This window comes from Streptomyces panacea, assembly GCF_040560175.1.
GTDB classification, from domain to species: Bacteria; Actinomycetota; Actinomycetes; order Streptomycetales; family Streptomycetaceae; genus Streptomyces; species Streptomyces panacea.
This window is the reverse complement of the sequence record NZ_JARJHW010000014.1, coordinates 38,283-61,206: the sequence shown is the minus strand read 5'-3', so window position 1 is coordinate 61,206 and position 22,924 is coordinate 38,283. Positions and strand designations below refer to the sequence as shown.

Here is a 22,924-nt window from a genome sequence, read left to right as displayed (position 1 = left end):
TTCCCGAAGTCGGCCCGGCTGACCGGGCAACGGAAAAACACAGAGTTGTCCGGCCCGCCCCACACTGCGCTGCTCACCCGCTGTCCGCAAACGGACACTTTCCGTGGTCGGGTGCCATCTCCGTCAGCGCACCATCGCCGTTCCGGTGAGGAGCTTCACGGCCGCGGCGATCGAATCGGCGTCGATCCCGGCGGCGCGCAGCTGCTCCTCGGGGGTCGCGGACCCCGGCATGTTCCGTACGCCGAGCCGTACCAGCCGGGGCGCGGGGCGGCCGTCGGAGAAGACCTCGGCGACGGCGTCACCCAGGCCGCCCTGCGGGTGGTGGTCCTCCACCGTGATCAGACAGCCGGTGTCGGCGGCGGCGGCCTGGAGGGTGACCTCGTCGGCAGGCTTGACCGAGTACATGTCGATGACCCGCACCGTGATGCCGTCGGCGGCCAGCAGGTCTGCCGCCACGAGGCACTCGTGGACGGTGATCCCGGAGCCGACGAGCGTCATCCGGTCGTCGATGGAGTGCCGCAGCACCTTGCTCCCGCCGACCGGGAACTGCTCGTCGGGGCCGTAGATGACCAGCGTCTTCCCGCGCAGCGTGCGCAGATAGCTGACGCCCTCCAGTTCGGCCATCGCGGCGACGAGCCGGGTCGTCTGATTCGCGTCGCACGGCTGGAGCACCGTACTGCCGTGCAGGGAACGGAACATGGCGAGGTCTTCGAGGCCCATCTGGGAGGGCCCGTCCTGGCCGATGGAGACGCCGGAGTGCGAGCCGACGACACTGATTGAGGCCCGGCCGACCGTGGCCATCCGCAGGAAGTCGTGGGCCCGGGTCAGGAAGGCCGCGAAGGTGGAGGCGTACGGGATCTGCCCGCAGGCCTGCATACCGACGGCGGCGGCCACCAGCTGCTGCTCGGCGATGTACAGCTCGAAGTACCGCTCGGGGTGTTCCCTGGAGAAGAACTCGGTACGGGTCGAGTCGCCGACCTCGCCGTCGAGCGCCACGATGTCGCCGCGCGCGGAGCCGAGCGCGGTCAGGGCCTGCCCGTACGCGTCACGGGTGGCGATCTCGTCGCCCACGTCGAAGCGCGGCAGGTTCAGATGGCCGACCTCGGGCCGGGCGTCGGTGAGCGCCGCCGTGGGCTTGCGCACCTCGACCCGCATGGACCGCCGGCCGCCCAGCTCCTCGATGGCGCCCGCCGCGTCAGGGAGAGGCTTGCCGTGCATGCCCTCGCGGTCCTCGACAGAGGCGACTCCCCGGCCCTTCATGGTGGCGGCGATGATCGCCGTCGGCTCCCCCAGGGTGGAGCGCGCCTCGTTGCAGGCCGCTTCGATCGCCTCGATGTCATGGCCGTCGATCTCGATGGTGTGCCAGCCGAAGGCGTGCAGTCTGCGGGCGTACGCGCCGAGATCGTGGCCGTGGCGGGTGGGTCCGCGCTGACCGAGCCGGTTCACGTCGACGATCATCGTCAGCGAGTCGAGATGCTGGTACCCGGCGTGCTCGGCGGCTTCCCAGATCGATCCCTCGGCCATCTCGCTGTCGCCGCAGAGCACCCATACCCGGTACGGGGCCTTGCCGAGCCGCTGCCCGGCGAGCGCCATCCCGACACCCACCGGCAGGCCCTGCCCGAGCGAGCCGGTCGCCACGTCCACCCAGGGGAGCCGGGGCGTGGGGTGGCCTTCGAGCCGGCTGCCTTCCCGGCGGTAGGTGCGGAACTCCGACTCGTCGATGGCCCCGGCCGCGAGGTACATGGAGTACAGCAGCGGCGAGGCGTGGCCCTTGGAGAAGATCAGCCGGTCGTTCCCCGGGTGGTCGGGCTGGTCGAAGTCGTACGTGAGGTGGTTGGACAGCAGCACCGCGGCGATGTCGGCGGCGGACATCGACGAGGTGGGGTGTCCGGAGCCCGCCAGGTCGGCGACACGGACCGAGTCGACCCTGAGCTGCTGCGCCAGTTCTGTCAGTAGTTCGGTACGCATGTCACTCCTCAACCTCACGGGACACCTCACAGAGACGACCGGGCGCGGCAGCCGGGCCACGCCGGTTCCACCCCCTATCCACCAGATTGCCCCACCTGAGGGGAGCCCGCAGAACGCGGCGGCCGAAGCGGGCGCCGTCCGGACTCCGAGCGGGTGCCCGCCACGCCCGGCTACCGTCCACGTATGACATCTCGTACGCTGGCGACCGGGGTCGGGCCGCTGCTCAGGGGCTGGCGTGAGCAACGCCGGATCAGCCAGCTGGAGCTGGCTCTGCGCGCCGGCTCGTCCGCCCGTCACATCAGCTTCGTCGAGACGGGCCGGTCCCGGCCGAGCGAGGCCATGGTCCTGCGGCTCTCGGAGCACCTGGACGTACCCGTGCGGGAGCGCAACGCCCTGCTGCTGGCGGCCGGGTACGCGCCCCGCTTCACCGAGACCGCGCTGGACGACCCGTCGATGGCGGTGGTGCGGGAGGCGCTGGAGCGGCTGCTGCGCGGGTACGAGCCGTATCCGGCGCTCGTCGTCGACGGGACGTACACGCTGGTGGCGGCCAATCGTGGCCTCGCCCTGATCATGGAGGGCGTGCCCGAGCACCTGCTGGTGCCGCCGGTGAACGCGATGCGCGTCATCCTGCATCCGGAGGGGGCCGCGCGTCGGATCCGCAATTTCCGGCAGTGGCGCGGGCACCTCCTGGACCAGATGGAGCGGCAGATCGCGCTCGACCGCTCCGACGCGCTGCGGGCGGTGTACGAGGAGGTCGCCGCATACCCGCCGCCGGAAGGGGTCGACGACGGTCCGGACGACGCCGAGGACGCCGACGACGCGGCGGCCTTCGCGCTGGGGAACTTCGCCCTGCCGCTGCGGATCGAGCACGGGGGCCAGGTGCTGACGTTCCTGTCGTCCATCGCGACGTTCAACACACCGATGGACGTGACGGTCGCCGAGCTGGCGATCGAGACGTTCCTCCCCGCCGATCCGGCGACGGCGAAGTACCTCATGTCGGCGCTGGGCTGAGGGCGGGACCGGTCCACCGGGCGGACCCCGGCGGACCGGTCCGGATGCGCCTTACGGCTTGTCGTGCCCGTCCCGGCGGGGCTCGGACGTGCGGGCCGGGGCGGGGGCGGCGGTGGGCGCGGGTGCGGGCGCGGTGGAGGTGGTGGTGGTCGGGGCCTTGGTCTCGTGCTCGCTGCTGCGCGCCGCCTCGGCGCGAAGCAGGGCGTTGAGTACGGCGAAGGGGTCGATGGGCATGGCTCTGTCCTCGCGGTGCGATGGGGGTTGACCGGCCGGTGGGGTCGACGGGCACGCGGACGTGCCGGACCTCTCAGCAGCGCAGCACCACACGGCGGACGGCCGGCGGGGCGGCCGGAGCGTTCCCCGACGGGGCGACGGCTCCTCCGTACGGAGGGTGGGACGCCCGTCCGCGCGTCCCTGCACCCGGGCCCGCCGCCCCGCGTCCGGCCCCGGCCGGCGCGAGCTGCGCGGCCAGCGCCGTGGTGTCGTGGTGCCCCTCCCCCGCGGGCTCGGGCACCGTCGACACGGCCGGGCGGGGTTCCGCGCCGCGCACGGCCGGCGCGCAGGGGTCGAGCGACATCCCCAGGAGGGCGCACAGCACCAGCAGCACGACACACATGGCGGGACGGCCCGCCGTGGCGGGCCGGGCACCGCGCGGTTCCAGGGCGCTGTTCACTCCGCACGACCTCCTGATCGTGCATCCTGTGCCCCCGCCCGCCGCCGTGCCCGCCGGGAGGCCGAGAACCGCTCTCCCGAGGGACACGGGTTACGCCGACCCGTGGAGGGTGGCGTCGCCCGGCGCCGTACCGGTCACCGTGTGGTCGACCGGTCACCGCGTGGACGTCACGCGCCCTCGGGGCTCGGCTCCGTCTCCTCCCGAGGCACCGTGCCACCCGCCGGTGTCCGGTCCGGCTGTCGGCTTGTACGGCCGGGCCGGCCTGTACGGCCGAGGGGGATCTGCGGCCCCAGGCCGTCGTACAGCCAGCGCTTCAGCACCGCGTGGACCTGCTCCGCGCCCACCAGATCGCCGTCGCCGGGCACCGGCGCGGGCAGGGTCAGCGGCGACAGCAGGAAGGCGTTCGACTGCTCCCCGCCGAGTCCTCCGTGGGAGCCGATCTGCTCCTCGAAGGCGTGCACGCGGCCCGTCGCCGGGTCGTACATCGAGTTGACCATGATGTCCGCGACATGCGGGAAGGTGTCGGTGCGCCGGACCGCGTCGGCGGCGCCCGGCCCCATCGTGGCCAGCAGCCCCGTGTCGTCCAGCTTGGCGACGGGGATCTCCGCCCCGGCGGGGCCGAGCACCACGGAGCCGTTCGCCTCGCTCCGTACGAGGAGGAAGCCGATGCCGGGATGGTTGGCGAGGGTCCGCAGCAGCGCGGGGTGACGTTCGTCGATCTGCTCGCGGCTCATCCGCTCCGGGACGTCCGGGAAGGAGATCAGCCCCAGATTCCCCGAGGCGAGCACGATCGGGTCGGAGCCACGCGCCGAGCGCTTCTCGTCACCCTCCTCACCCTCGTCGCCCTCCACGGGGCGGTGGAGGGCCGTCCGTACGGCGTCACGCGCCGCGTCGCGCGCCTCGGCACCGCTTTTCGTACGCACCGCGCGGCGCGGCACGGGCAGCCCGCAGCCGGCCCGGACGAGGTCCCGGAGCGGCAGCCCGTACGCGCCCAGGAAGGTCTCACCGGGGCTCTGGCCGTGGTCCGAGAGGAGCACGAGGCGGTACGAGCGCGGCGCGTGGTCGGCGACCTTGGCCAGCAGCGCGATCGAGCGGTCCAGCCGCTCCAGGACCCGCGTGGCGTCGCGGCTGTGCGGTCCCGAGTGGTGGGCCACCTCGTCGTACGCGACGAGGTCGGCGTAGACGGCGGCGCGCCCGGCCAGCATGTCCCCTATCACCGCCGCGACCACGACGTCCCGTTCGACGACGGTCGCGAAGGCCCGGATGAACGGGTAGAGCCCGCCCCGGCCCACCCTGGGCCGGTCGCCGCGGATACGTGCGTGTGTCGACTGGCCGACCTCGCGGCCGACCTCGGCGACGAAGGAGACGGCCGTACGAACGGCGTTGGCCGGGTCGGTGAAGTACGCGAAGTAGCCGGCCCGGGAGCGGGTGGCCCTGCCGCGCCGCGCGGCCATCGACAGGACGAGCGCGAGCTGGTCGGCGCCGCCGCTGAAGAGGTTGCCGCGGCTGGCGCCGTCGAGGGTGAGGAGCCCGCCGTCACGGGTGTGTTCGACGGCCCTGCGCTGGAGTTCGGCGGCGCTGGCGGGCCGGTTGCTGACCATGATCCGCCCGCTCTCCTTCTCGTACCAGCGGAAGGCGGGAACGTCGTGGTTGCTGCCGTGCAGGATGCCGAGCTGGCTGGCGCCGGTCTGGCTGGACCAGTCGGTGCGCCAGGGGGTGAGCCGGTGCGTGGGGCGCTCGCCGAGCCAGCCCGCGACGGTGGGCATGTGGCCGTCGGCGACCGCGTCGAGCAGCACCTGGTGCCCGACGCCGTCGAGTTGGAGGAAGAGGGTGCCGGGCGATGCCGTGTAGCCGCGACGGGCGCTGGCCTCGCCGCTGCGGCGCCGGCGGCGTTCGGCGAGGCGCGAGAGCCTGCGCCGGTAGGCGTTGTCGTCGCGGACGGCGAGCGCGGTGGAGGTCGCCGACGCGACGGCGGACATGACGGCGGCGACCACGACGGCGTTCTCGGCGTTGGCCGCGCCGCCGCCGTCGGGGGTGAGTTTGAGCGCGACCAGCAGCAGCGAGCCGTTGAGGAAGAAGACCAGCAGACCGAGGACCAGGGCGGGCACGAGCAGCAGGGCGCGGACCAGAAAGGGCCAGACGAGCGCGCTGAGCAGACCGAAGGCCCCCGCTCCCCAGGCGGCGGTGATCGCGGTCCTGGTGAGGCTGTCGTCGGCGCCCTGGAGCTGGAAGTCGGGCAGGATGCCGGCGAGCGCCAGCATGGTCAGCGTGGACACCGCCCAGACGACGACCACCCGCACCAGGGCCCTGCCGGCGGTCCGCCATCGACCCTTGAACACCGCGTCTTCACCTCACGTCCAGGGCCCGCGCACCTCCACGGGCTCGATGCACAGCCTGACACAGCGCGCGGCGGGGCCGGTCTCCTCGAAAGGCTGACGCGTGACGAGGCGGGCGCGAAGGGGCGGGCTGGAAGGGACGTGCTGGAAGGGACGCGGCGGGACGGCCTCAGCAGCCGTCGTAGCCCGCGGTCGGCATGGAGAGCCTGCGATGGACCCTGGCCTTCGACGTCGCGTCGTACGAAGGTTCGTCCATCCCCACGGTCTCCAGGGGGATGCCACGGCGCTCGCACTCGGCGGAGAAGGCGGGGACCGACGCGAACGCCCGGTCGAGCACCCGTTCGCTGGGGACGACGAAGGCGTCGATCTCGCCGGCCTCGACATCGACCCAGAGGCCGCAGTGGTCGGAGCGCATCCCGTAGAGGAGGAGTTGTCGCGTGACGACGTATCCCTTGTCGGCGGCCCAGCGCGCGCACATCGCCTGCTGGCCGCGGATGTCGACCAGGAACGGCTCGCGGTCGAGTTCTTCGAGCGGGGTGAGGCTGGCTATGGCCGCCACTCGTAATTCGCCCATGTTTCTGGCCCCCCGCTTCGCTTCACCCGACCGCTCCCCCGAAGCCGCCCCCTGTCCCCCGGTGTTCGACGACCCTACTCCGATCGGGCCCTCATAAGGAGGCGCGTATCGGGCACAGGCAGGCGCACGGATGTGCCAGAGGCGCACGCCCTCAGGCGTGCGGGGCACGGGCCGGCCACCGGCCGCCGTACGCTGAGAGCTGGATACGGACGGAGCTGAGGTCCCGCTTTGGGAAATGTCATCACCTGGTGGGGTCACGCCACCTGCACGGTCGAGGACTCCGGTGTCCGGGTGCTGACCGATCCGCTCTTCGCCCGCCGCCTGGCGCACCTGCGCCGCCGGCGCGGTGATGTGCCGCCGCCGGAGGCCGCGGTCGCGGACGCCGTCCTGGTCTCGCATCTGCACTCCGACCATCTGCATCTGCCGTCGCTGGCGAAGCTCGCGCCGGGCACCCGGCTGATCGTGCCGCGCGGCGCGAGGCGGGCGGTGCCCGGACTGCGGCGGCTCGACGCCGTCGGACGGACGGGCGGTCTGCGGATCACCGAGGTCGACGCGGGTGACGAGGTGGAGATCGGGCCGCTGTGGGTACGGGCCGTGCCCGCGTGCCACGACGGGCGGCGGCTGCCGGTGGGACCGCAGCGCTCCCCCGCGCTCGGCTATGTGATCACCGGTGAGCGCCGGACGTACTTCGCGGGCGACACCGGGCTCTTCGACGAGATGGCGGATGTCGTGGGCCCGGTCGATGTGGCGCTGCTGCCGGTGGGGGGCTGGGGGCCGCATCTGGGCCACGGTCATCTGAACGCCGACCGCGCGGCCGAGGCGCTGGCCAGGCTGGCCCCCGGCGCCGCCGTGCCGGTGCACTACGGCACGTTCTGGCCGATCGGAATGGACGGGATCAGACCGCACGAATTCCATTCGCCCGGCGACGAGTTCGTCCGCCAGGCGGCCCGGCGCGCGCCCGAGGTCGCCGTGCACCGGCTGCGGCACGGCGAGAGTGTGCGGCCGGGGGCCGCGCTGTGATCGACCAGCTCATGAGCCAGCTGCCGTCGGAGTCCGCGCAGCAGGCCGTCACCTATCCGTCGCTGTTCCTGCTGGTGGCGCTGGGCGCGCTGGTGCCGGTGGTGCCGACGGGCGCCGTGGTGAGTTCGGCGGCCGTGGTCGCCTTCCATCAGACGGCGCCGCTCGCGCTGCTCTACATATTCGTGGTGGCGTCGTTCGCGGCGTTCCTCGGCGACATCACGCTCTACTGGCTGGGCCGGCGCGGGGTCAACTCGAAGAACGGCTCGCGCTGGCTGGCGGCGCTGGAGCGGCGGGTCTCCGACGACACGCTCGAACAGACGCAGCGCAAGCTGCGGGAGCACGGCGTGACGGTACTGGTGCTGTCGCGGCTGGTGCCCGCGGGACGGATCCCGGTGATGCTGGCGTGCCTGCTCACCCGGTGGCCGACGCCGCGGTTCGTCAAGGGGGCGCTTCCGGCCTGCCTGGCGTGGGCGGCGACGTACCAGCTGATCGGGATCCTCGGCGGTTCGCTCTTCGACGAGCCGTGGGAGGGCGTGGTCGCGGCGGTGGCGCTGACGGTGCTGATCAGCGGTGGCCCCGCCGTCTGGCGCGGGCTGCGGCGGCGCGGCAAGGGCGCGGACGGGTCCGCGCGGCCGGACGGGAAGGGCACGCCGGACGGGCCGGCCGCCTCGGACGCGCCGACCGAGTCAGACGGTCAGCAGGCGTGAGGATCCGACGGGCAGGTCCCACAGTTGGCCGCGTGGTCTCCCGGTCCGCTCCCAGGCGGCCCTGACCCGCTCCAGCGGCTCCAGCACGGGTTCGGCCGACAGCACGAACGTCGCCCAGTGCATGGGCGCCATGTTCCGCGCGCCGACGTCCTGGCACGCCTGTACGGCCTCCTCCGGGTCCGCGTGGACGTCACTGAGCCACCAGCGCGGTTCGTACGCACCGATGGGCAGCAGCGCGAGGTCGATGCCCGGGTGGCGGCGCCCGATCTCCGCGAACCAGTGCCCGTAGCCGGTGTCCCCGGCGAAGTAGACACGCTGCCCGGTGGTCCCGTCGCTCAGCACCCAACCGCCCCACAGGGAGCGGCAGGTGTCGGTGAGGGTGCGCTTCGACCAGTGGTGGGCGGGGACGAAATCGAACCGTACGGTGCCGGTGCCGCCGCCGGCCGGCAGTTCGACGGCCTCCCACCAGTCCAGCTCGGTGACATGGGTGAAGCGGCGGCGCCGGCACCAGCGGGCGAGACCGGCGGGCACGAACATCGGGGTGTTCCTCGGCAGCCGTCGCAGCGTGGGCGCGTCGAGATGGTCGTAGTGGTTGTGGCTGATGACGACCGCGTCGACGCGCGGCAGGTCCTCCCAGCGGACGCCGACGGGTGTGATCCGCGCGGGCGTGCCGAGGATCCGGCGCGACCACACCGGGTCGGTCAGGACGGTGAGCCCGCCGATACGGATCACCCAACTCGCGTGCCCCACCCAGGTGACGGCGACGGTGCCGGTGTCCGCGGCGGGCACCGGTCCCGGTTCGAAGGGCAGCAGCGGGACGGCGTCCAGCGCGCCGGGGCCCGGCCGCGCGGCGCCCTCGCGGGCGAGCCTCGCCATCGCGCGTACGCCGGGGAGCGGGGTGGTCAGCCGGTGGGCGAAGGAGCGGGGCCAGTGGCGGCGGACCTCGCCGGGCGGGCGGAGCGTGCCACCGGGCCCGGCGGGTCGGTCGGGCCTGTCGGGGCGTGCGGCCCCGGCGGGTGTCGTGCGGCGGGAGGGGGCGGGGGGCGTGCCGTGCCCGCGCCCGCGTCCTGTGAGGTCCGTCCCATCGGTCTGTTCCGTCATCGAAGCTCCGTTCAGCGCGGTGCGACGCGGTTCGTCGGGGCGGTGCTTCAGGGTCGTCGGGCGCTCGGTCGGTCGTCGGGCGGTCGGCGGTCGGCGGTCGGCGGTCTCAGCGCAGCTCTCCCAGAGCCGCCGTCAAAGCGCTGAGCCCTTCGGCGACATGCGGCAGTTCCAGCGGCTCCACTGCGGTGAGGGACTCCGTCCGCCGCTCCGGGGTTGACCCGAGCAGCGGTCCGGTGTCGAGCCGCACCCGCAGCGCGCCCAGTTCGTCCCCGAACCGGTGCCCGCCGGGCACCGGCACGCCCAGCCGTTCGCCCAGGAACTCTTCGAGTTCCATGGAGTCGCCGACCCCCCGCGCGCCGAGTCCGCGGCGCAACGGCCCGAGGTCCGCGTAGAGATGACGGCCCGCCTGCGGCGGCCTGGCCAGCGCCCCGGCGGTGAGGACGACGTGGTGCACGGCGGCGGCCACGCGCGCGTGCAGCGCCGCCGCCGCGGCGGCCCTCGCCGTCACACCCGCCGGCTCGTCCAGCGCGTGGGCGGCAGCGGCGGCGACCGGCCCGACGACGAGCGCGCCCAGCGCGGTGAGGTGGTCCACCGTCCTGGCCCGGCGGGCGGCGCCGGCGGGCGTGGCGGGGAAGCGGGCGACGGCGGCCGGCCACGACGCCGGGGTGAGCGCGCCCGCCAGGTCGCAGAAGACGGTCACGTCGTCGGGCCACATCTCGGCGGGGCTGAGCGGCACCGTCTCGTGCGGACGGTGCAGGGTGTCGCGCCAGGTCTCGTCGCTGATGATGTGCAGGCCCTCGCCGACGGCGGCCTCGCACGCCTCCCTGAGAAGTTCGGGCGGGGCGACGGTGCCGGTGGGGTCGTCGGCGATCGAGAGCAGCAGCAGCCGTGGGGTGCCTCCCTCGGCCCGTACCCGGCGCACCGTCTCGAGGAGGGCGTACAGATCGGGTACGCCGCCGCACTCCGCCGGGGTCGGCACCGCGAAGACCGGGCGGCCCAGGAGTCTGGCCTGCGGTGCCCAGGACGCCGGGTGCGGGCGGGGCATCAGGACGTCTCCGCCGTACGCGGCGAGCAGGGCGAGGAGCAGCGGCTGCGCGCCGGCCGCCGCGGCGACCTCCTGGGGATGCGCGGGCAGACCGCGCCTCGACCAGTAGCCGCAGGCCGCCTCCCTCAGGACCGGTCCGCCGCCGGGCGGCTCGGGCGAGGTCCGCCCGGCGGCGTCGGCGAGTACCGCGACGAGCTCGGGCAGGGCGGGCAGGCCCGAGTCCGGGGCCAGGGGCCCGAACCGTACGGGACCGCGTCCTTCGTGCACCGCCCCCGCCGTCTCCGTGGACCTCATGCGCGCCACCTCCGGACCGGGGCCGACAGGGCTACGCCTCGCGGCCCAGCATCGCCAGCAGACGGGTCTGGGTGTCGGCGTCCGGTGGGGGATCCAGCGGGGTGTCGAACAGACCGCTCTGCGACAGGCTCACCGCGTACGGCTCGACCTCCTCCAGCGCGAAGTCGACCAGCGGCAGGGGCAGCCGCTCGTTCACGCCGATCCCGCGCGACAGGTCCCAGGTGTGGACGACGGCGTCGAGCACCATCTGCGAGCAGTAGGCGTCGGCCGAGGTCGTGCCGTACGAGAGCTGTACCGGGCGGTCCAGCGCGCCCCGCTCGGCGAACGCGGCGCGCGCGCCCGCCGCCGCGCGGTCCCAGGCGGCGACCGGGTCGTCGCCGAGGACGTCGCCGGCGAAGGCGTCGCCGACCTCGGTCATGGTCCGGCCCTCGCCCACCAGCGGGGGCACCCAGAGCTGCTCGGCCGTCAGGTGGTTCACCAGGTCGCGTACGGACCACGCGGTGCACGGCGTCGACGCGCCCCACTGGTCCGCGCCGACGGCGTGCACCCGGTCGGTGAAGAGGTCGAGCGCCTCACCGTGGCGGTCCAGCAGTGGATTGTCCATGTCCCCCACTCTCCCCGGCCGCCCGGCCGCCCGCGAGTCCGGCCGGTCGCAGCCCGGTTCCGGCCGCTGCTTGGGGCCACGACGTTCGGGGTACCCGCGTTCCATGTCTGACATCTACGCGGGCCGTACCCCGGCCGGTCCCGGTACCCGGTCCAGAATCGCCACGCTGCTCACCGGCTGGGACCAGCAGGTCTTCCGGTCGGCGGCGGACCGGCACTGGCCGGGCGCCGGACCCGTGCTGCCCCGGCTCAGCCGCTCCGCCAACCACGGCCTGCTCTGGTTCGGCGCCGCCGCCGGTATCGCTCTCGTCGGGCGCGGGCAGCGCTCACGGCGCGCCGCCCTGCGCGGGGTGGCCTCGCTGGCCGTGGCCTCGGCCGCGATCAACACCGTCGGCAAGCGGTCCGTGCGGCGCCGGCGGCCCGTCCTGGACGCCGTACCGGTGATCAGGCAGCTGAAGCGGCAGCCGATCACCACCTCGTTCCCGTCCGGGCACGCGGCGTCGGCCGCCGCCTTCGCCACGGGGGTCGCCCTGGAGTCGAAGGGCTGGGGCGCGGTGGTGGCGCCGCTCGCGTTCTCCGTCGCGGCGTCCCGCGTCTACACGGGCGTGCACTACCCGAGCGACGTGCTGGTGGGCGCCGCGCTGGGGGTGGGGGCGGCGTTCGCGGTACGTGGCATCGTGCCGACCCGCTCCCAGCTGCCCTCGCCGGGCCGTCCGCACGCGCAGGCGCCGGCCTCGCCGGACGGCGAGGGCATGGTGATCGTGGTCAATCGCGCGTCGGGCTCGTCGGACTCAGCGGGCGTGCTGCACGACTCGCTGCCGCTCGCGGAGTTCGTGGAGTGCGATCCCGAGGAGGTGAACACGGAGCTGGAGAAGGCAGCGGAGCGGTGCGCCGCGCTCGGCATCGTCGGCGGTGACGGCACGGTCAACCGGGCCGCGGTGGTCGCCGCCCGGCACCGGCTGCCGCTGGCGGTGTTCCCCGGCGGCACGCTGAACCACTTCGCGTACGACCTCGGGATCGAGGACTTCCAGGACACGTGCCGCGCGATCGCGGCGGGCGACGCCGTGCGTGTCGACCTCGGGCGGTTCACCGGGCCCGACGGGGTGAGCGGCCACTTCCTCAACACCTTCAGCCTGGGCGTCTATCCGGAGCTGGTGCGTGTACGGGAGCACTGGTCGCCGCGGATCGGCGGCTGGCCCGCCGGGGTCGTGGCGGCGGTGAAGGTGCTGCGTGGCCAGCATCAGTTGGAGGCGGAGTTCGAGGGCCGGCGAAGGTCGCTGTGGATGCTGTTCGCCGGGAACGGCATCTACCAGCGCTTCGGGTTCACCCCCGGCCACCGGCTCGACCTCGCGGACGGTCTGCTGGACGTGCGGGTCGTGCACGGCGGGAGCTTCCCGAGCCTGCGGCTGCTCGCGGCGGCGGCGGCCGGGCCGCTGAGCCGGTCGCCGGTGCACGCGGCGGAGCGGATGCGGCGCGTACGGATCACGGGGATCGCGCCCGGTACGCCGCTGGCCTTCGACGGCGAAGTGGCTGAGTCCCCGGTCGAGTTGACGATCGACAAGGGGAACGAGGCGCTGACGGTCTATCGCCCGCGCGCGTTCCAGTGACCACCGCGCGTTCCAGTGACCGGCGTGCGTTCCAGTGACCACCGCGCGCATCGGTGACCGCCAGGCGTGTCGGTGACCGCGGCGCGCGTCGGTGACCCCCGCGCATATCGGTGGCGGGGACGGCGGTCCGGAGCCGAGGATCATGGACATGGAATCAGCGCCCACCCCCTCCCGCCCCTTCCTCGAAACGTCGCGACTGCGGTTGCGTGACTGCGTCGAGGCCGACCTCGGCCGGCTCCTCGCGCTGGACAACGACCCCGGCGTGAAGCGCTTCATCGACGGGGGCCTGCCCGCCGCGCCCGAGACGTTCCGGGCCGAGGCCCTGCCCCGGCTGCTCGGGCGCGGCTTCTGGGCGGCCGAGGAGCGGTCCACCGGCGAATGGCTGGGCTGGTTCGAGCTGAGGCCGCTGAACGACGCCGGCTGGGAGGTGGTGGAGCTGGGCTACCGGCTGCACCGGGCCGTGTGGGGTCGGGGGTACGCCACGGAAGGTGCTCGCGCGCTCGTGCGCAAGGCTTTCACCGAGCTGGGCACCGAGCGGGTCACGGCGAACACGATGACGGTCAACGTGGGTTCCCGGCGGGTCATGGAGAAGGCCGGGCTGCGCTTCGTCCGTACGTACTTCGAGGAGTGGCCGGAGACCGTCGAGGGCTCGGAGCAGGGGGATGTGGAGTACGCGCTCACGCGTAAGGAGTGGCGGCCCACGACTCCCGAGTGACCGAGTGACCCACGCCGCTCACATCGCGAGACGCGGGTCTCATATTCCGACATCGCGGCGTACCGTGACGGGACCACTTCACCCGAGGGAGTCCGGATCATGCCGAGAAAGACCGCCGTCTACACCCACGGCCATCACGAGTCGGTCCTGCGCTCGCACCGCTGGCGCACGGCGGCGAACTCCGCGGCGTATCTGCTCCCCGAACTCCGTTCCGGACTGGACGTACTGGACGTGGGCTGCGGTCCGGGCACCATCACGGCCGACCTGGCCGCGCTGGTGGCGCCCGGCACGGTGACCGCCGTGGACGCGGCGGCGGACGTCCTGGAACGGGCCGAGGAAGCGGTCGCGGCGCGCGGCCTGGACAACGTCCGTTTCGCGGTCGCCGACGTGCACGCGCTGGACTTCCCGGACGACTCCTTCGACGTCGTCCACGCCCACCAGGTGCTCCAGCACGTCGGGGACCCCGTACAGGCGCTGCGCGAGATGCGCCGGGTGTGCAGGCCCGGCGGCACCGTCGCGGCACGCGACAGCGACTACGGCGCGTTCACCTGGTACCCGTCGTCGCCGGAGCTGGACGGCTGGCGGGAGCTGTACCGCCGGGTCGCCCGAGCGAACGGCGGCGAACCCGACGCGGGCCGCAGGCTCCGCGCCTGGGCCCGGAGCGCGGGCTTCAGCGGCGTCATGTCCACGGCGGGGACGTGGTGCTTCGCGACGCCGGAGGAACGCGCCTGGTGGAGCGGCCTGTGGGCGGAGCGGACGACCGCGTCGGTCTACGCGGAACTGGCGGTACGCGGTGGCCACGCGGACGAGGAGCGGCTCACCGGGATCGCGGCGGCCTGGCGCGCGTGGGGCGCCGACCCCGACGCGTGGTTCATGGTCCCGCACGGTGAAGTCCTGTGCCGGGTCTGAGGGTTGGCCGGTCGGTTCCGCGAGGTTCATGGTCGCGGGGAACGGTGCTTCGATACCCTCACCGGTATGGAAATCCTGGGAACCACGCTGCGCATCTGCGTCGACGACCTGGAGACCTCGGTCGCGTTCTACGAACGGCTGACCGGTAGCCCCGCGCTCCGTTTCGAGCGCGGCGGGGTCTCCGTCGCCGCCGTCAGTTGCTTCCTGTTGATGAGCGGTCCCGCGGAGGAGATCGAGGTGCTGCGCAAGGTCACCGCCACGATCGCCGTCAAGGACGTCGACGAGGCGTACGCCGCGCTCACCGGCGTCGGCGCCCAGGTCCTCGCGGGCCCGGTCCGCACACCGGCCGGCCGCAACCTGATCGCCGTGCACCCGGACGGTTCGGTCTTCGAGTACGTGGACCGCAACCCGGTCCAGAGCGGCTGACCCGGCGGAGCGCCGGTCCGTCGACCTCCGACGGACCGGCCCCCGGCCAGGCCCTGTTCAGTCCCCCGGCCGCATCCGGTAGTCGTACGCCTCCGGCAGCGGATCGTCCGTCAGGGACGCCCATACCTCGTTGAGCGTCTCCGCGCCCTCCCGCAGGTCCGCCACCTCGAAGCCCGCGTCGAACAGCGCGCGTGCCGCCGCCTTCTCGCCCTCGGCGAGCAGCAGTTGGGCCTCCACCAGCCGGAACGCGCCGCGCTGCCGGATCTCCTCCGGGAGCCGGTCCCAGACCTGGCGCGCGTCGCGCGCGCGGTCGACGGCGAGCAGCGCGGCAATCGCCTCGCGCGCCAGCGCCGCCGTGGCCGCCGCCCAGGACTCGCCGTCGTCCTCCCGCTCCCGGCAGAGGTCGTCGAACGCCTCCGCGTACTGGTCGGCCGCCCGCTCCGGGTTGCCGCCCTCCCGGTCGGCGACGGCCAGGCAGCGCAGCAACGGCCAGCGGGACGAGGCCAGTTGGAGCCCACGTTCCCAACTCCGCACCGCCTGGGCCAGATCGCCCGCGTGCCACTGCGTGACTCCGAGGTGATACTCCGTCAGCGGCTCGGCGGGCGCGGTCTCCAGCATGTCGCGCCAGTGCGGGGCGACGAGCGTCGGCCCCGGCGGCTCGGCCTTGCGCGCCTTCGGGAACGTGCCCTGGGTGAACAGCTCGACCCACGGCTCCTGTTGGCCACCGAGCATGGACTCGTCGAACGGCGTACCGGGCAGCTGGTATCCGCCCCTCATCGTGCCGCGCATGACTTCGAGGGCGCCCCAGCCCGAGCCGGTGGCGAGCCGTTCGCCGGGCTCGGTGTCCGCGTGCGGCAGCCACGCCTCGTACGCGGCATCGACGTCCGCGCGGGGCAGGGCGCGCTCCAGCCGGTCGCCGACCTCGGCGCGGGCCGCGCCCCAGTCGGCGCCGTGGACGGTGGCGGGGTCGGCTTCGAGCGGACCGTACGACTCCAGCCAGCTGAAGTCCTCGTGGCCGTCGAGCTTGACGTGTTCGAGCTGTGTACGGGCGAGCCCGGCCTGGATCTCGGCGTAACCGGGGGTGCCCGGTTCGGTGAGCCACTGCTGCCAGCGCCGGCCGCCGCGCCCGGCACCCCAGAGGAAGAGTTTGCGTCCGCGCAGGAGGTCCGTGGACGTCTGGACCAGCCCGTGGCCGTCCGCGTCGAGTGAGGTGATCCACTTCCGGGCGTCCGGCGGGACCTCGTAGAAGTAGTCCGCGGGGTGTTCGCCGCGCAGCGGGTACGTACGGTCGACGCCGCCGTACTCGGGCACCGGGACCCGGCGCAGGCTCCGTTCGTACCCGAAGTGCCACGCCTCCTCGGCGGGTGCGAGGACACGGGTGCGCTCGTCCTCGGGGACGGCGATGTTGGACCACCAGTAGACGGGCGCGGGCCCCTGGTGCGGATTGCGTATCCGGACGCCGACGTGCAGGAAGTCGGAGTCGTCGGGCAGCCAGAGGTCGACCTGGAACGGCAGGCCGCGCAGCGGCTCCCACTCCCAGAGCCGGACCATCTCGCCACCGTCGGGCGCCGGGACCAGCGCGGCGTGCAGGGGCGCGCAGGAGAGTGTGGTGTGGCCGGTGGCGCCGATGTTCCACTCGATGCCGCCGGAGAACCAGGCGCCGTTGAGCGCGAAGTCGGCGGGCTGGAACACCGGGTTGCTGTACAGCAGTTCGCGCCCGGTGGGCTTGTGACGCAGGGAGTGGATCCGGCCGCCGAGGCCCGGCAGGACGGTGGCCCGGAGCCGGTCGTTCTCGATGACGATCGTGTCGAGTTCGGTGGGCCGGCGGTCGCGTCCGTAGCCGTCGAGGACGCGGACCGGCAGCAGGGTGCGCAGGGGCTCGTACCCGATCTGCCGCGCCATGTCGCGGGGCAGGTCCCGCTTGGCGCGTTCGTCGATGGAGTGCGTCTCGTCGAGCGGCCGGAGCGCCGGCAGGGGGTTCTCCGGCCCCAAGGGGGCGGCAGGCAGGGTCAGTACGGCACGTCGCACGCTCGTGGCCACAGGCAAACCTCGCTTCGCTCGCGGGGGCCGCCGGCGGCTCGGTTGGCCGGCGCGCACCCGATGACCATGGAACACGGTCGAGTGCGCGCCGAACAGAGCACCCAGGGGTCAGTCTTGCGTGAAGGCCGCCACAACGATGTCCGCGAGGAGCGCCCCGGCGGTGCCGTCCGGGTCGAGGTCGGGGTCGTAGATGGTCAGGTTGAGACCGACGCAGCGCTCCGAGCGCACCAGGACCCGCAGGAGCGTCTCCAGCTCGTCGGGGAGCAGTCCCCCGGCGTCCGGGGCATCGACGGCCGGCATCACCTCGGGGTCGAGCACGTCCGCGTCGAGATGCACCCAGAAGCCGTCGGTGGCGGGCGCCTCCAGCGTCCGGAGTACGGCGCCCGCGACGTCGGCGGCGCCCCGTTCGCGGAACTCGCCGACGGTGACGGCGGGGATGCCCAGCCGGGCCAGTTCCGCGCGGTCCTCGTCGTCGTCACGGATGCCGAAGATCCGTACGTCCTCGTCGCGGACGTACGGGCGCAGCCCCTCGATGTCGCTGAGGTCGCTCTGGCCGCGCCCGGTGGCGATGGCCAGTTCCTCGCCGCCCGCCGCGCCGACGGACGGGGAGTTCCCGGTGTGCCGGAAGTCGGCGGAGCCGTCGATCGCGGCGATGCCGTAGCGGCCGAGCCGCCGCAGTGCGAGCGAGGCGCCGAGCTGGATGGAGCAGTCGCCCCCGAGGACGAGCGGGAAGTCGCCGGCCCGCACATGGCGTTCGATCCGGTCGGCGAGCCGGGGGGTGTACGCGGCGATGGCGGCGGCGTTGAAGACGCCGTCGCCCTCCTTCCAGTCGCCCCGGTCGTAACGGGGCGGGACGACGACCCCGCCCTCGACAGCCCCGAGCCGCTGCACGACGCGCTGTTCACGCAGGGCGCCGGCGAGTTTGCAGCAGCCGGGCACGGTGCCGGGGGCCGGGGGCCGCAGGCCGAGGTTGGAGGGGGCGTCGATCACCACGATATTGCGCATGCGGTCCATCCTCGGCGTCGTACTCTCGTTCTTCAAACAGGATCTTCCGGAAGAAGGCGGCACACCCATGGCCACACAGCACACGTACCGGGTGATCGTGCGCGGGACCTTCTCGGAGCTGACGGACGAGGCGCGTACGGGGTTGCTCGACGAGGTCGACGAACACGGGCTGACCCAGATGCGGTTCACGCCCGAGGGATCGCTGACCTACGACCGGGTGCTCAAGCACTTCTCGTACCGCTTCGTGGTCGTGTCCGACGCGGCCGACGGCGAGGAGATGGCCGCGGTGGTCGCCGAGGACCGGGCGGAGGCCGCGCTGAAGGCGCTCGCCGGGGGTGTGGGTGTCGGCTTCGGGGAGCTGCGGTCGACCGTGACGGACATGGACACGATGAAGATCAACCGGAAGGGCCGCTGAGGCCCTCCCGGCGGGGTGCCGCCGTCGGGGTCCGCGGTGATTCGCGGATCGTGTCCGCGGTGATCGCCCGGCGTTCGCGGGCGCGACACGCCCCGTCGGCCGGAGGGCGGCCCTACGTCAGCGCCGGGACGTCCAGCGTAAGTGTCGCCGTGTCGGTGGACGCCTCCAGGACCGCCGGGACGCCCAGCGGCACCGTCAGGTTCGTCGGGCCGTGGCCGAAGCCCAGTTCCTCCACGATGGGGACGCCGAGCCCGCCGAGCCGGTCGAGCATCAGGGCGCGCACGGTCTCGTACGGGCCGCAGCCCGCCCAGGAGCCGAGCGCGACCCCGGCGATCCCGTCCAGGCGGCCGGAGCGCAGGAGTTGAGTGAGGATCCGGTCCAGCCGGTACGGCTCCTCCTCGATGTCCTCGATCAGCAGCAGCCCGCCCGCGGCGGAGGGGCGGGCGTGCGGGGTGCCGAGGTCGGCGGCCAGCAGGCTGACGCAGCCGCCGAAGGTGATGCCCCGGGCGCGGCCGGGGACCAGGACGCGTGCCGTGGCCGGGGCGATGGTCCGCACCGTGTCGGGTTCCAGGAGCGTCGCGCGCAGCGACTCCTGGGTGACGGGGTCCTTGAGGAATGTCGCGGCGGCGACCATGGGGCCGTGCAGGGTGGCGACGCCCGCGCGTACGGCGAACGCCTCGTGCAGCGCGGTGATGTCGCTGTAGCCGACGAAGACCTTGGGCGCCGCCGCGCGTACGGCGTCCCAGTCGAGCAGGTCGACCATGCGCTGGACGCCGTAGCCGCCGCGTGCGCACAGGACGGCGGAGACCGCCGGATCGCACCAGGCGTCCTGGAGGTCGCGGGCGCGTGCCTCGTCCGCCCCCGCGAGGTAGTCGAACTCCCGGTGCCTGTCCAGGACATGGGGTGCCACGACGGGGTCCAGGTCCCAGCCGCGCAGGATGTCCAGGCCCGCTTCGAGGCGGTCTGCGGGCAGTGGGCCGCTGGGGGCGACGACGGCGACCTTCGCGCCGGGCCGCAGCCGGGGCGGACGGACCAGCGGCGACAGAGGCCGCGGAAGGGGCGGAGGTGCCGGAGTCGGGCGGGTCACTTCTTCAGCTCCAGCAGCGGGACATCGGGGCGGCTGATCCCGAACGTCTGGGCGTACAGGGACAGTTCGGCCTCCAGCGCGCGGACCATCGTGTCCGCCCTGCGGAAGCCGTGTCCCTCGCCCTCGAAGGCGATGTACGCGTGCGGGATGCCGCGCCCGGCCAGTTGGTCGAGGAAGCGTTCGCACTGGACGGGCGGGCAGATCACGTCGTCCAGTCCCTGGAGCAGCAGGAACGGCGCGGTGATCTTGTCGACGTGGTTGATCGGAGAGCGTTCGCGGTAGCGGCCCGGTACCTCGGCGAAGGGGCCGACCAGCGACTCCAGATACCGCGACTCGAAGTCGTGCGTGCCGTCGGCGGCCCAGCTCGACAGGTCGAGGATCGGATAGATGACGGTGCCGCACGCGTAGACGTCGGTGCCGGTGAGCGACGCGGCGCTGGTCCAGCCGCCCGCGCTGCCGCCCCGGATGGCGAGCCGCGCGGCGTCGGCGGTGCCCTCGTCGGCGAGGGCGCGGGCGACGGCCGCGCAGTCCTCGACGTCGACAACTCCCCATTGTTCGCGCAGCCGTTCGCGGTACGCGCGTCCGTAGCCGGTGGAGCCGCCGTAGTTGACCTCGGCGACGCCGATGCCCCGCGAGGTGAAGTAGGCGATCTCCAGGTCGAGTACGAGCGGGGCGTGGCTGGTGGGTCCGCCGTGCGCCCACACGACGTACGGCGGCAGTTCGTCGCCGGGCGCGCTGTGGCCGGGGCTGTGCGGCGGGTAGATGTGGGCGTGGATCTCTCGGTCGTCCGGGCCGGTGAACACGCGGATCTGCGGCTCGGGGTAGTACACGGGGTCGACCGGGTCGTCGTGTGCCGCGCCGACGACCCGGGCCCGCCCGGTCGCCGTGTCCAGCTCCACGATCTCGTACGCGCTGCGCGGGCTCGCGCCGACGCCGATCACGCGGGTGCCCCGGACGGCGAGGGTGGCGGCCCATTCGGTCCAGGGCCCCGCCGCGTCGGCGAGTTGGCCGGTCTCGGGGTCGAGTATGCCGAGGGCGGTGGCGCCCTTTCCGTGGACGACGGCGACCATGCCGTCGGCCATCGGGCGGAACCACTGGAGGCCGATCTTCCACAGCGGTCCGCCGAACTCCTCGTCGACGGCGGGGCTCAGCCGGGTGGGACCGGAGAGACCGGCCGACGCGTCGAGCCGCAGCCGGTTCAGCTGCCACCAGTCGCCGGGGTCGGAGACGTACAGGAGGGAACCGTCGAACGCCCAGTCGGCCTGTACGACGGATTCGGTCCGGCCTCCGGCCACCGTGCGGACCCCCGCGAAGGTGCCGGCCGCCGTGACGTCGGCGAGCAGCAACTCCGTGCCGTCCCAGGGCATTCGGGGGTGGTCCCAGGCGATCCACGCGGCGTGCCTGCCGTCCGGCGACACGCGGGGTCCGGTGACGAAGCGGTGCCGGTCGTCGGAGAGTTCCGTCACGGCCGCGCGGTCGTCGGCGGCCGAACCGTCCAGTGGTACGGCGGCGACGACGCGGCGTACGTCGGTGGGTGACTCGCCGGTGAACTCCTCCAGGACGCACCAGACCTCGCCGCTGCCGAGGCGCAGCTGTGGGTCGGCCCAGCGCAGGGTGCCGGTCTGCCGGCCGTCCGGGGCGGGGGCCGGGGTGAGCGGGCGCGGCTGCCCGTCGCCGTCCGGCTCGTACGCGTACAGCCGCTGGTCGGGGAAGTGCGCGAAGACGACGAGGGGGGAGCCGTCGGCCCGTACCGCCCCGTCCCAGGGCCGGCCGCCGTACTCGATGACCCTGCTGCGGACGTTCCACGGGGCGGGCAGGACCGATTCCTCACGGCCGTCCGGCCGTCCGCGCACGAGCGCGCGCCGGCCGCCTTCCGCGGGACGCGGCTCCGTCCACCACACCTCGTCGCCGACGGCGGCGACATACTCCGGCCGCCCGTCGTGCGAGGCGGCCAGCGCGGCGTCGATCGGTGACGGCCATGAGCCGTATGGCGCGATCTGCGGCATGCCCAACTCCCCTACGCGGACTGGAGGTAGTGATCGAGGACGCGGACTCCGAAGTGCAGGGCGTCGACCGGGACCCGCTCGTCCACGCCGTGGAAGAGAGCCTGGTAGTCGAAGTCGGCGGGCAGCTTCAGCGGCGAGAAGCCGTAGCCGGTGATGCCCAGGCGGGAGAACTGCTTGGCGTCCGTGCCGCCCGACATGCAGTACGGCACGACGTGCCCGGCCGGGTCGAACCGCTCGATGGCCGCGCGGAGTTTGGCGTACGTCGGGGAGTCGACCGGCGCCTGGAGGGCCACCTCACGGTGGTGGAACTCCCAGTCGACGTCGGGACCGGTCAACTCGTCCAACGTGGCGCGGAATTCGTCCTCGCCGCCCGACAGGATGCGTCCGTCGACATAGGCGACGGCCTGACCGGGGATCACATTGACCTTGTAACCGGCTTCCAGGACCGTCGGGTTGGCGCTGTTGCGCACCGTCGCCGCGACCAGGTCCGCGGCGGGGCCGAGCTTGGCGAGCAGTTCGTCGGCGTCGAAGTGCTCGGCGTCGACATCGGCGTCGATGTCGTGGAGCACGGCGAGCTCCTTGAGCGCGGCGCGGACGGTCGGGGTGAGCCTGAGCGGCCATTCGTGGTCGCCGATGCGGGCGACGGCCGCGGCGAGCCTGCTGACCGCGTTGGCGCGGTTGACCTTGGAGCCGTGGCCCGCCCTGCCGTGCGCGGTGAGTTTGAGCCAGCCGGTGCCGCGCTCGCCCGCCCCGATGGGGTAGAGCGCCATGCCGGGCCCGGCGTGGAAGGTGAAGGCCCCGGACTCGCTGATGCCCTCCGTACAGCCCTCGAACAGCTCCGGGTGGTGGTCGGCGAGGAAGCCGGAGCCGTCGATCGCGCTGGCCTCCTCGTCGGCCGTGTACGCGAGGACGATGTCCCGGCGCGGCCGGACCCCGGACCGGGCCCAGGCGCGGACGACGGAAAGGACCATCGCGTCCATGTTCTTCATGTCGACGGCCCCGCGGCCCCACACGACGCCGTCCCTGACCTCGCCGGAGAAGGGATGCACGGACCAGTCGGCGGGCTCGGCCGGTACCACGTCCAGATGGCCGTGGACCAGGAGCGCGTCGGCCGTCGGGTCGGTGCCGGGAATGCGGGCGACCACGTTGGTCCGGCCGGGTGTCCGTTCGAGGAGGGTGGGCTCCAGTCCGGCCGCAGCCAGCCGCTCGGCGACGTACTCGGCGGCGGGGCGTTCGTTGCAGTCGCCGTTGCCGCGGTTGGTCGTGTCGATGCGGATCAGCTCCGAGGTGAACGACACCACCTCGTCCAGCGCCACCATGTCGATGGCCCGGGCTCGGTCGGTACTCGCGTCCGCGGGCGTCATGCCGGGGAACCCCGCCGG

Annotated in this window: 21 protein-coding genes; 8 read left to right on the top strand and 13 right to left on the bottom strand. The window is 73.5% G+C overall.

Features of this window, described 5'->3' with window-relative positions; all coding sequences use genetic code 11:
- Nucleotides 1-123: 123 nt before the first annotated feature.
- Nucleotides 124-1,968, bottom strand: coding sequence for a transketolase (locus tag P3L51_RS06080; RefSeq protein WP_354604009.1), 1,845 nt, complete (start codon nucleotides 1,966-1,968; stop codon nucleotides 124-126).
- A 183-nt stretch (nucleotides 1,969-2,151) separates the two neighbouring features.
- Here P3L51_RS06080 and P3L51_RS06075 point away from each other — a divergent pair, with 183 nt between their 5' ends.
- Nucleotides 2,152-2,979: a helix-turn-helix domain-containing protein gene (locus P3L51_RS06075; protein WP_354604008.1), complete on the top strand. Its 828-nt coding sequence runs from the start codon at nucleotides 2,152-2,154 to the stop codon at nucleotides 2,977-2,979.
- A 51-nt stretch (nucleotides 2,980-3,030) separates the two neighbouring features.
- On the opposite strand, the gene P3L51_RS06070 is transcribed toward P3L51_RS06075, so the two are convergent.
- The 4 genes from P3L51_RS06070 to P3L51_RS06055 form a co-directional block, all read right to left on the bottom strand.
- On the bottom strand, nucleotides 3,031-3,213 hold the full coding sequence (locus P3L51_RS06070; RefSeq protein WP_354604007.1) for a hypothetical protein: 183 nt from the start codon (nucleotides 3,211-3,213) through the stop codon (nucleotides 3,031-3,033).
- Nucleotides 3,214-3,286: 73 nt separating this feature from the next.
- Nucleotides 3,287-3,652 carry a hypothetical protein gene (locus P3L51_RS06065; protein ID WP_354604006.1) on the bottom strand — a complete coding sequence of 122 codons (366 nt, stop codon included), beginning with the start codon at nucleotides 3,650-3,652 and terminating at the stop codon, nucleotides 3,287-3,289.
- Nucleotides 3,653-3,819: 167 nt separating this feature from the next.
- Nucleotides 3,820-5,991 (bottom strand): phage holin family protein, encoded by a 2,172-nt coding sequence (locus tag P3L51_RS06060; RefSeq protein WP_354604005.1) that lies wholly within the window; start codon nucleotides 5,989-5,991, stop codon nucleotides 3,820-3,822.
- Nucleotides 5,992-6,157: 166 nt separating this feature from the next.
- A complete protein-coding gene (locus P3L51_RS06055) occupies nucleotides 6,158-6,562 on the bottom strand; it encodes a hypothetical protein (protein ID WP_354604004.1) in 405 nt (134 codons plus the stop codon).
- Between the two features lie 228 nt (nucleotides 6,563-6,790).
- On the opposite strand from P3L51_RS06055, the gene P3L51_RS06050 reads away from it, so the two are divergent.
- Both P3L51_RS06050 and P3L51_RS06045 read left to right on the top strand, forming a co-directional pair.
- Nucleotides 6,791-7,582: an MBL fold metallo-hydrolase gene (locus tag P3L51_RS06050; protein WP_354604003.1), complete on the top strand. Its 792-nt coding sequence runs from the start codon at nucleotides 6,791-6,793 to the stop codon at nucleotides 7,580-7,582.
- Between the two features lie 11 nt (nucleotides 7,583-7,593).
- Nucleotides 7,594-8,289 carry a DedA family protein gene (locus P3L51_RS06045; RefSeq protein WP_354604002.1) on the top strand — a complete coding sequence of 232 codons (696 nt, stop codon included), beginning with the start codon at nucleotides 7,594-7,596 and terminating at the stop codon, nucleotides 8,287-8,289.
- Here P3L51_RS06045 and P3L51_RS06040 read toward each other — a convergent pair.
- From P3L51_RS06040 to P3L51_RS06030, 3 genes are all read right to left on the bottom strand, one after another.
- Nucleotides 8,269-9,390: an MBL fold metallo-hydrolase gene (locus P3L51_RS06040; RefSeq protein WP_354604001.1), complete on the bottom strand. Its 1,122-nt coding sequence runs from the start codon at nucleotides 9,388-9,390 to the stop codon at nucleotides 8,269-8,271. The genes P3L51_RS06045 and P3L51_RS06040 overlap by 21 nt on opposite strands.
- Nucleotides 9,391-9,496: 106 nt before the next feature.
- Entirely contained in the window at nucleotides 9,497-10,729 is a 1,233-nt protein-coding gene (locus P3L51_RS06035) for an aminotransferase class I/II-fold pyridoxal phosphate-dependent enzyme (RefSeq protein ID WP_354604000.1), read from the bottom strand.
- Between the two features lie 31 nt (nucleotides 10,730-10,760).
- A complete protein-coding gene (locus P3L51_RS06030) occupies nucleotides 10,761-11,333 on the bottom strand; it encodes a TIGR03086 family metal-binding protein (RefSeq protein WP_354603999.1) in 573 nt (190 codons plus the stop codon).
- Between the two features lie 103 nt (nucleotides 11,334-11,436).
- Between P3L51_RS06030 and P3L51_RS06025 the strand changes: the two genes are divergently transcribed.
- From P3L51_RS06025 to P3L51_RS06010, 4 genes are all read left to right on the top strand, one after another.
- A complete protein-coding gene (locus tag P3L51_RS06025) occupies nucleotides 11,437-12,939 on the top strand; it encodes a bifunctional phosphatase PAP2/diacylglycerol kinase family protein (protein ID WP_354603998.1) in 1,503 nt (500 codons plus the stop codon).
- A gap of 142 nt (nucleotides 12,940-13,081) precedes the next feature.
- Nucleotides 13,082-13,654 carry a GNAT family N-acetyltransferase gene (locus tag P3L51_RS06020; protein WP_435594385.1) on the top strand — a complete coding sequence of 191 codons (573 nt, stop codon included), beginning with the start codon at nucleotides 13,082-13,084 and terminating at the stop codon, nucleotides 13,652-13,654.
- Nucleotides 13,655-13,753: 99 nt separating this feature from the next.
- Nucleotides 13,754-14,563 carry a methyltransferase domain-containing protein gene (locus P3L51_RS06015; protein WP_354603996.1) on the top strand — a complete coding sequence of 270 codons (810 nt, stop codon included), beginning with the start codon at nucleotides 13,754-13,756 and terminating at the stop codon, nucleotides 14,561-14,563.
- Between the two features lie 66 nt (nucleotides 14,564-14,629).
- Nucleotides 14,630-14,989 (top strand): VOC family protein, encoded by a 360-nt coding sequence (locus P3L51_RS06010; protein ID WP_354603995.1) that lies wholly within the window; start codon nucleotides 14,630-14,632, stop codon nucleotides 14,987-14,989.
- A gap of 57 nt (nucleotides 14,990-15,046) precedes the next feature.
- Here P3L51_RS06010 and P3L51_RS06005 read toward each other — a convergent pair whose 3' ends face one another.
- Together P3L51_RS06005 and P3L51_RS06000 are read right to left on the bottom strand one after the other, a co-directional pair.
- The gene (locus P3L51_RS06005; RefSeq protein WP_354603994.1) at nucleotides 15,047-17,029 is read right to left on the bottom strand and encodes a DUF5107 domain-containing protein; all 1,983 of its coding nucleotides are present in this window, start codon (nucleotides 17,027-17,029) and stop codon (nucleotides 15,047-15,049) included.
- Nucleotides 17,030-17,137: 108 nt separating this feature from the next.
- A complete protein-coding gene (locus P3L51_RS06000) occupies nucleotides 17,138-18,034 on the bottom strand; it encodes an arginase family protein (RefSeq protein WP_354603993.1) in 897 nt (298 codons plus the stop codon).
- 67 nt (nucleotides 18,035-18,101) lie between these two features.
- On the opposite strand from P3L51_RS06000, the gene P3L51_RS05995 reads away from it, so the two are divergent.
- Nucleotides 18,102-18,449, top strand: coding sequence for a DUF6204 family protein (locus P3L51_RS05995; protein WP_354604025.1), 348 nt, complete (start codon nucleotides 18,102-18,104; stop codon nucleotides 18,447-18,449).
- Between the two features lie 112 nt (nucleotides 18,450-18,561).
- On the opposite strand, the gene P3L51_RS05990 is transcribed toward P3L51_RS05995, so the two are convergent.
- Genes P3L51_RS05990 through P3L51_RS05980 form a run of 3 tightly spaced genes read right to left on the bottom strand, consistent with a single transcriptional unit; the run spans nucleotide 18,562 to nucleotide 22,906 of the window.
- Nucleotides 18,562-19,536, bottom strand: a complete 975-nt coding sequence (locus tag P3L51_RS05990) for a S66 peptidase family protein (RefSeq protein ID WP_354603992.1) — start codon at nucleotides 19,534-19,536, stop codon at nucleotides 18,562-18,564.
- The gene (locus P3L51_RS05985) at nucleotides 19,533-21,542 is read right to left on the bottom strand and encodes a S9 family peptidase (protein ID WP_354603991.1); all 2,010 of its coding nucleotides are present in this window, start codon (nucleotides 21,540-21,542) and stop codon (nucleotides 19,533-19,535) included. Before P3L51_RS05985 ends, P3L51_RS05990 begins: the two co-directional genes overlap by 4 nt.
- Nucleotides 21,543-21,553: 11 nt before the next feature.
- Nucleotides 21,554-22,906, bottom strand: coding sequence for a M20/M25/M40 family metallo-hydrolase (locus P3L51_RS05980; RefSeq protein ID WP_354604024.1), 1,353 nt, complete (start codon nucleotides 22,904-22,906; stop codon nucleotides 21,554-21,556).
- Nucleotides 22,907-22,924 lie beyond the last annotated feature (18 nt).

Coding starts and splice junctions, on each gene's coding strand:
- P3L51_RS06080 (WP_354604009.1), bottom strand. CDS start 1,968: ATGCGTACCGAACTACTGACAGAACTGGCGCAGCAGCTCAGGGTCGAC.
- P3L51_RS06075 (WP_354604008.1), top strand. CDS start 2,152: ATGACATCTCGTACGCTGGCGACCGGGGTCGGGCCGCTGCTCAGGGGC.
- P3L51_RS06070 (WP_354604007.1), bottom strand. CDS start 3,213: ATGCCCATCGACCCCTTCGCCGTACTCAACGCCCTGCTTCGCGCCGAG.
- P3L51_RS06055 (WP_354604004.1), bottom strand. CDS start 6,562: ATGGGCGAATTACGAGTGGCGGCCATAGCCAGCCTCACCCCGCTCGAA.
- P3L51_RS06045 (WP_354604002.1), top strand. CDS start 7,594: ATGAGCCAGCTGCCGTCGGAGTCCGCGCAGCAGGCCGTCACCTATCCG.
- P3L51_RS06040 (WP_354604001.1), bottom strand. CDS start 9,390: ATGACGGAACAGACCGATGGGACGGACCTCACAGGACGCGGGCGCGGG.
- P3L51_RS06035 (WP_354604000.1), bottom strand. CDS start 10,729: ATGAGGTCCACGGAGACGGCGGGGGCGGTGCACGAAGGACGCGGTCCC.
- P3L51_RS06030 (WP_354603999.1), bottom strand. CDS start 11,333: ATGGACAATCCACTGCTGGACCGCCACGGTGAGGCGCTCGACCTCTTC.
- P3L51_RS06025 (WP_354603998.1), top strand. CDS start 11,437: ATGTCTGACATCTACGCGGGCCGTACCCCGGCCGGTCCCGGTACCCGG.
- P3L51_RS06020 (WP_435594385.1), top strand. CDS start 13,082: ATGGACATGGAATCAGCGCCCACCCCCTCCCGCCCCTTCCTCGAAACG.
- P3L51_RS06015 (WP_354603996.1), top strand. CDS start 13,754: ATGCCGAGAAAGACCGCCGTCTACACCCACGGCCATCACGAGTCGGTC.
- P3L51_RS06010 (WP_354603995.1), top strand. CDS start 14,630: ATGGAAATCCTGGGAACCACGCTGCGCATCTGCGTCGACGACCTGGAG.
- P3L51_RS06000 (WP_354603993.1), bottom strand. CDS start 18,034: ATGCGCAATATCGTGGTGATCGACGCCCCCTCCAACCTCGGCCTGCGG.
- P3L51_RS05995 (WP_354604025.1), top strand. CDS start 18,102: ATGGCCACACAGCACACGTACCGGGTGATCGTGCGCGGGACCTTCTCG.
- P3L51_RS05985 (WP_354603991.1), bottom strand. CDS start 21,542: ATGCCGCAGATCGCGCCATACGGCTCATGGCCGTCACCGATCGACGCC.
- P3L51_RS05980 (WP_354604024.1), bottom strand. CDS start 22,906: ATGACGCCCGCGGACGCGAGTACCGACCGAGCCCGGGCCATCGACATG.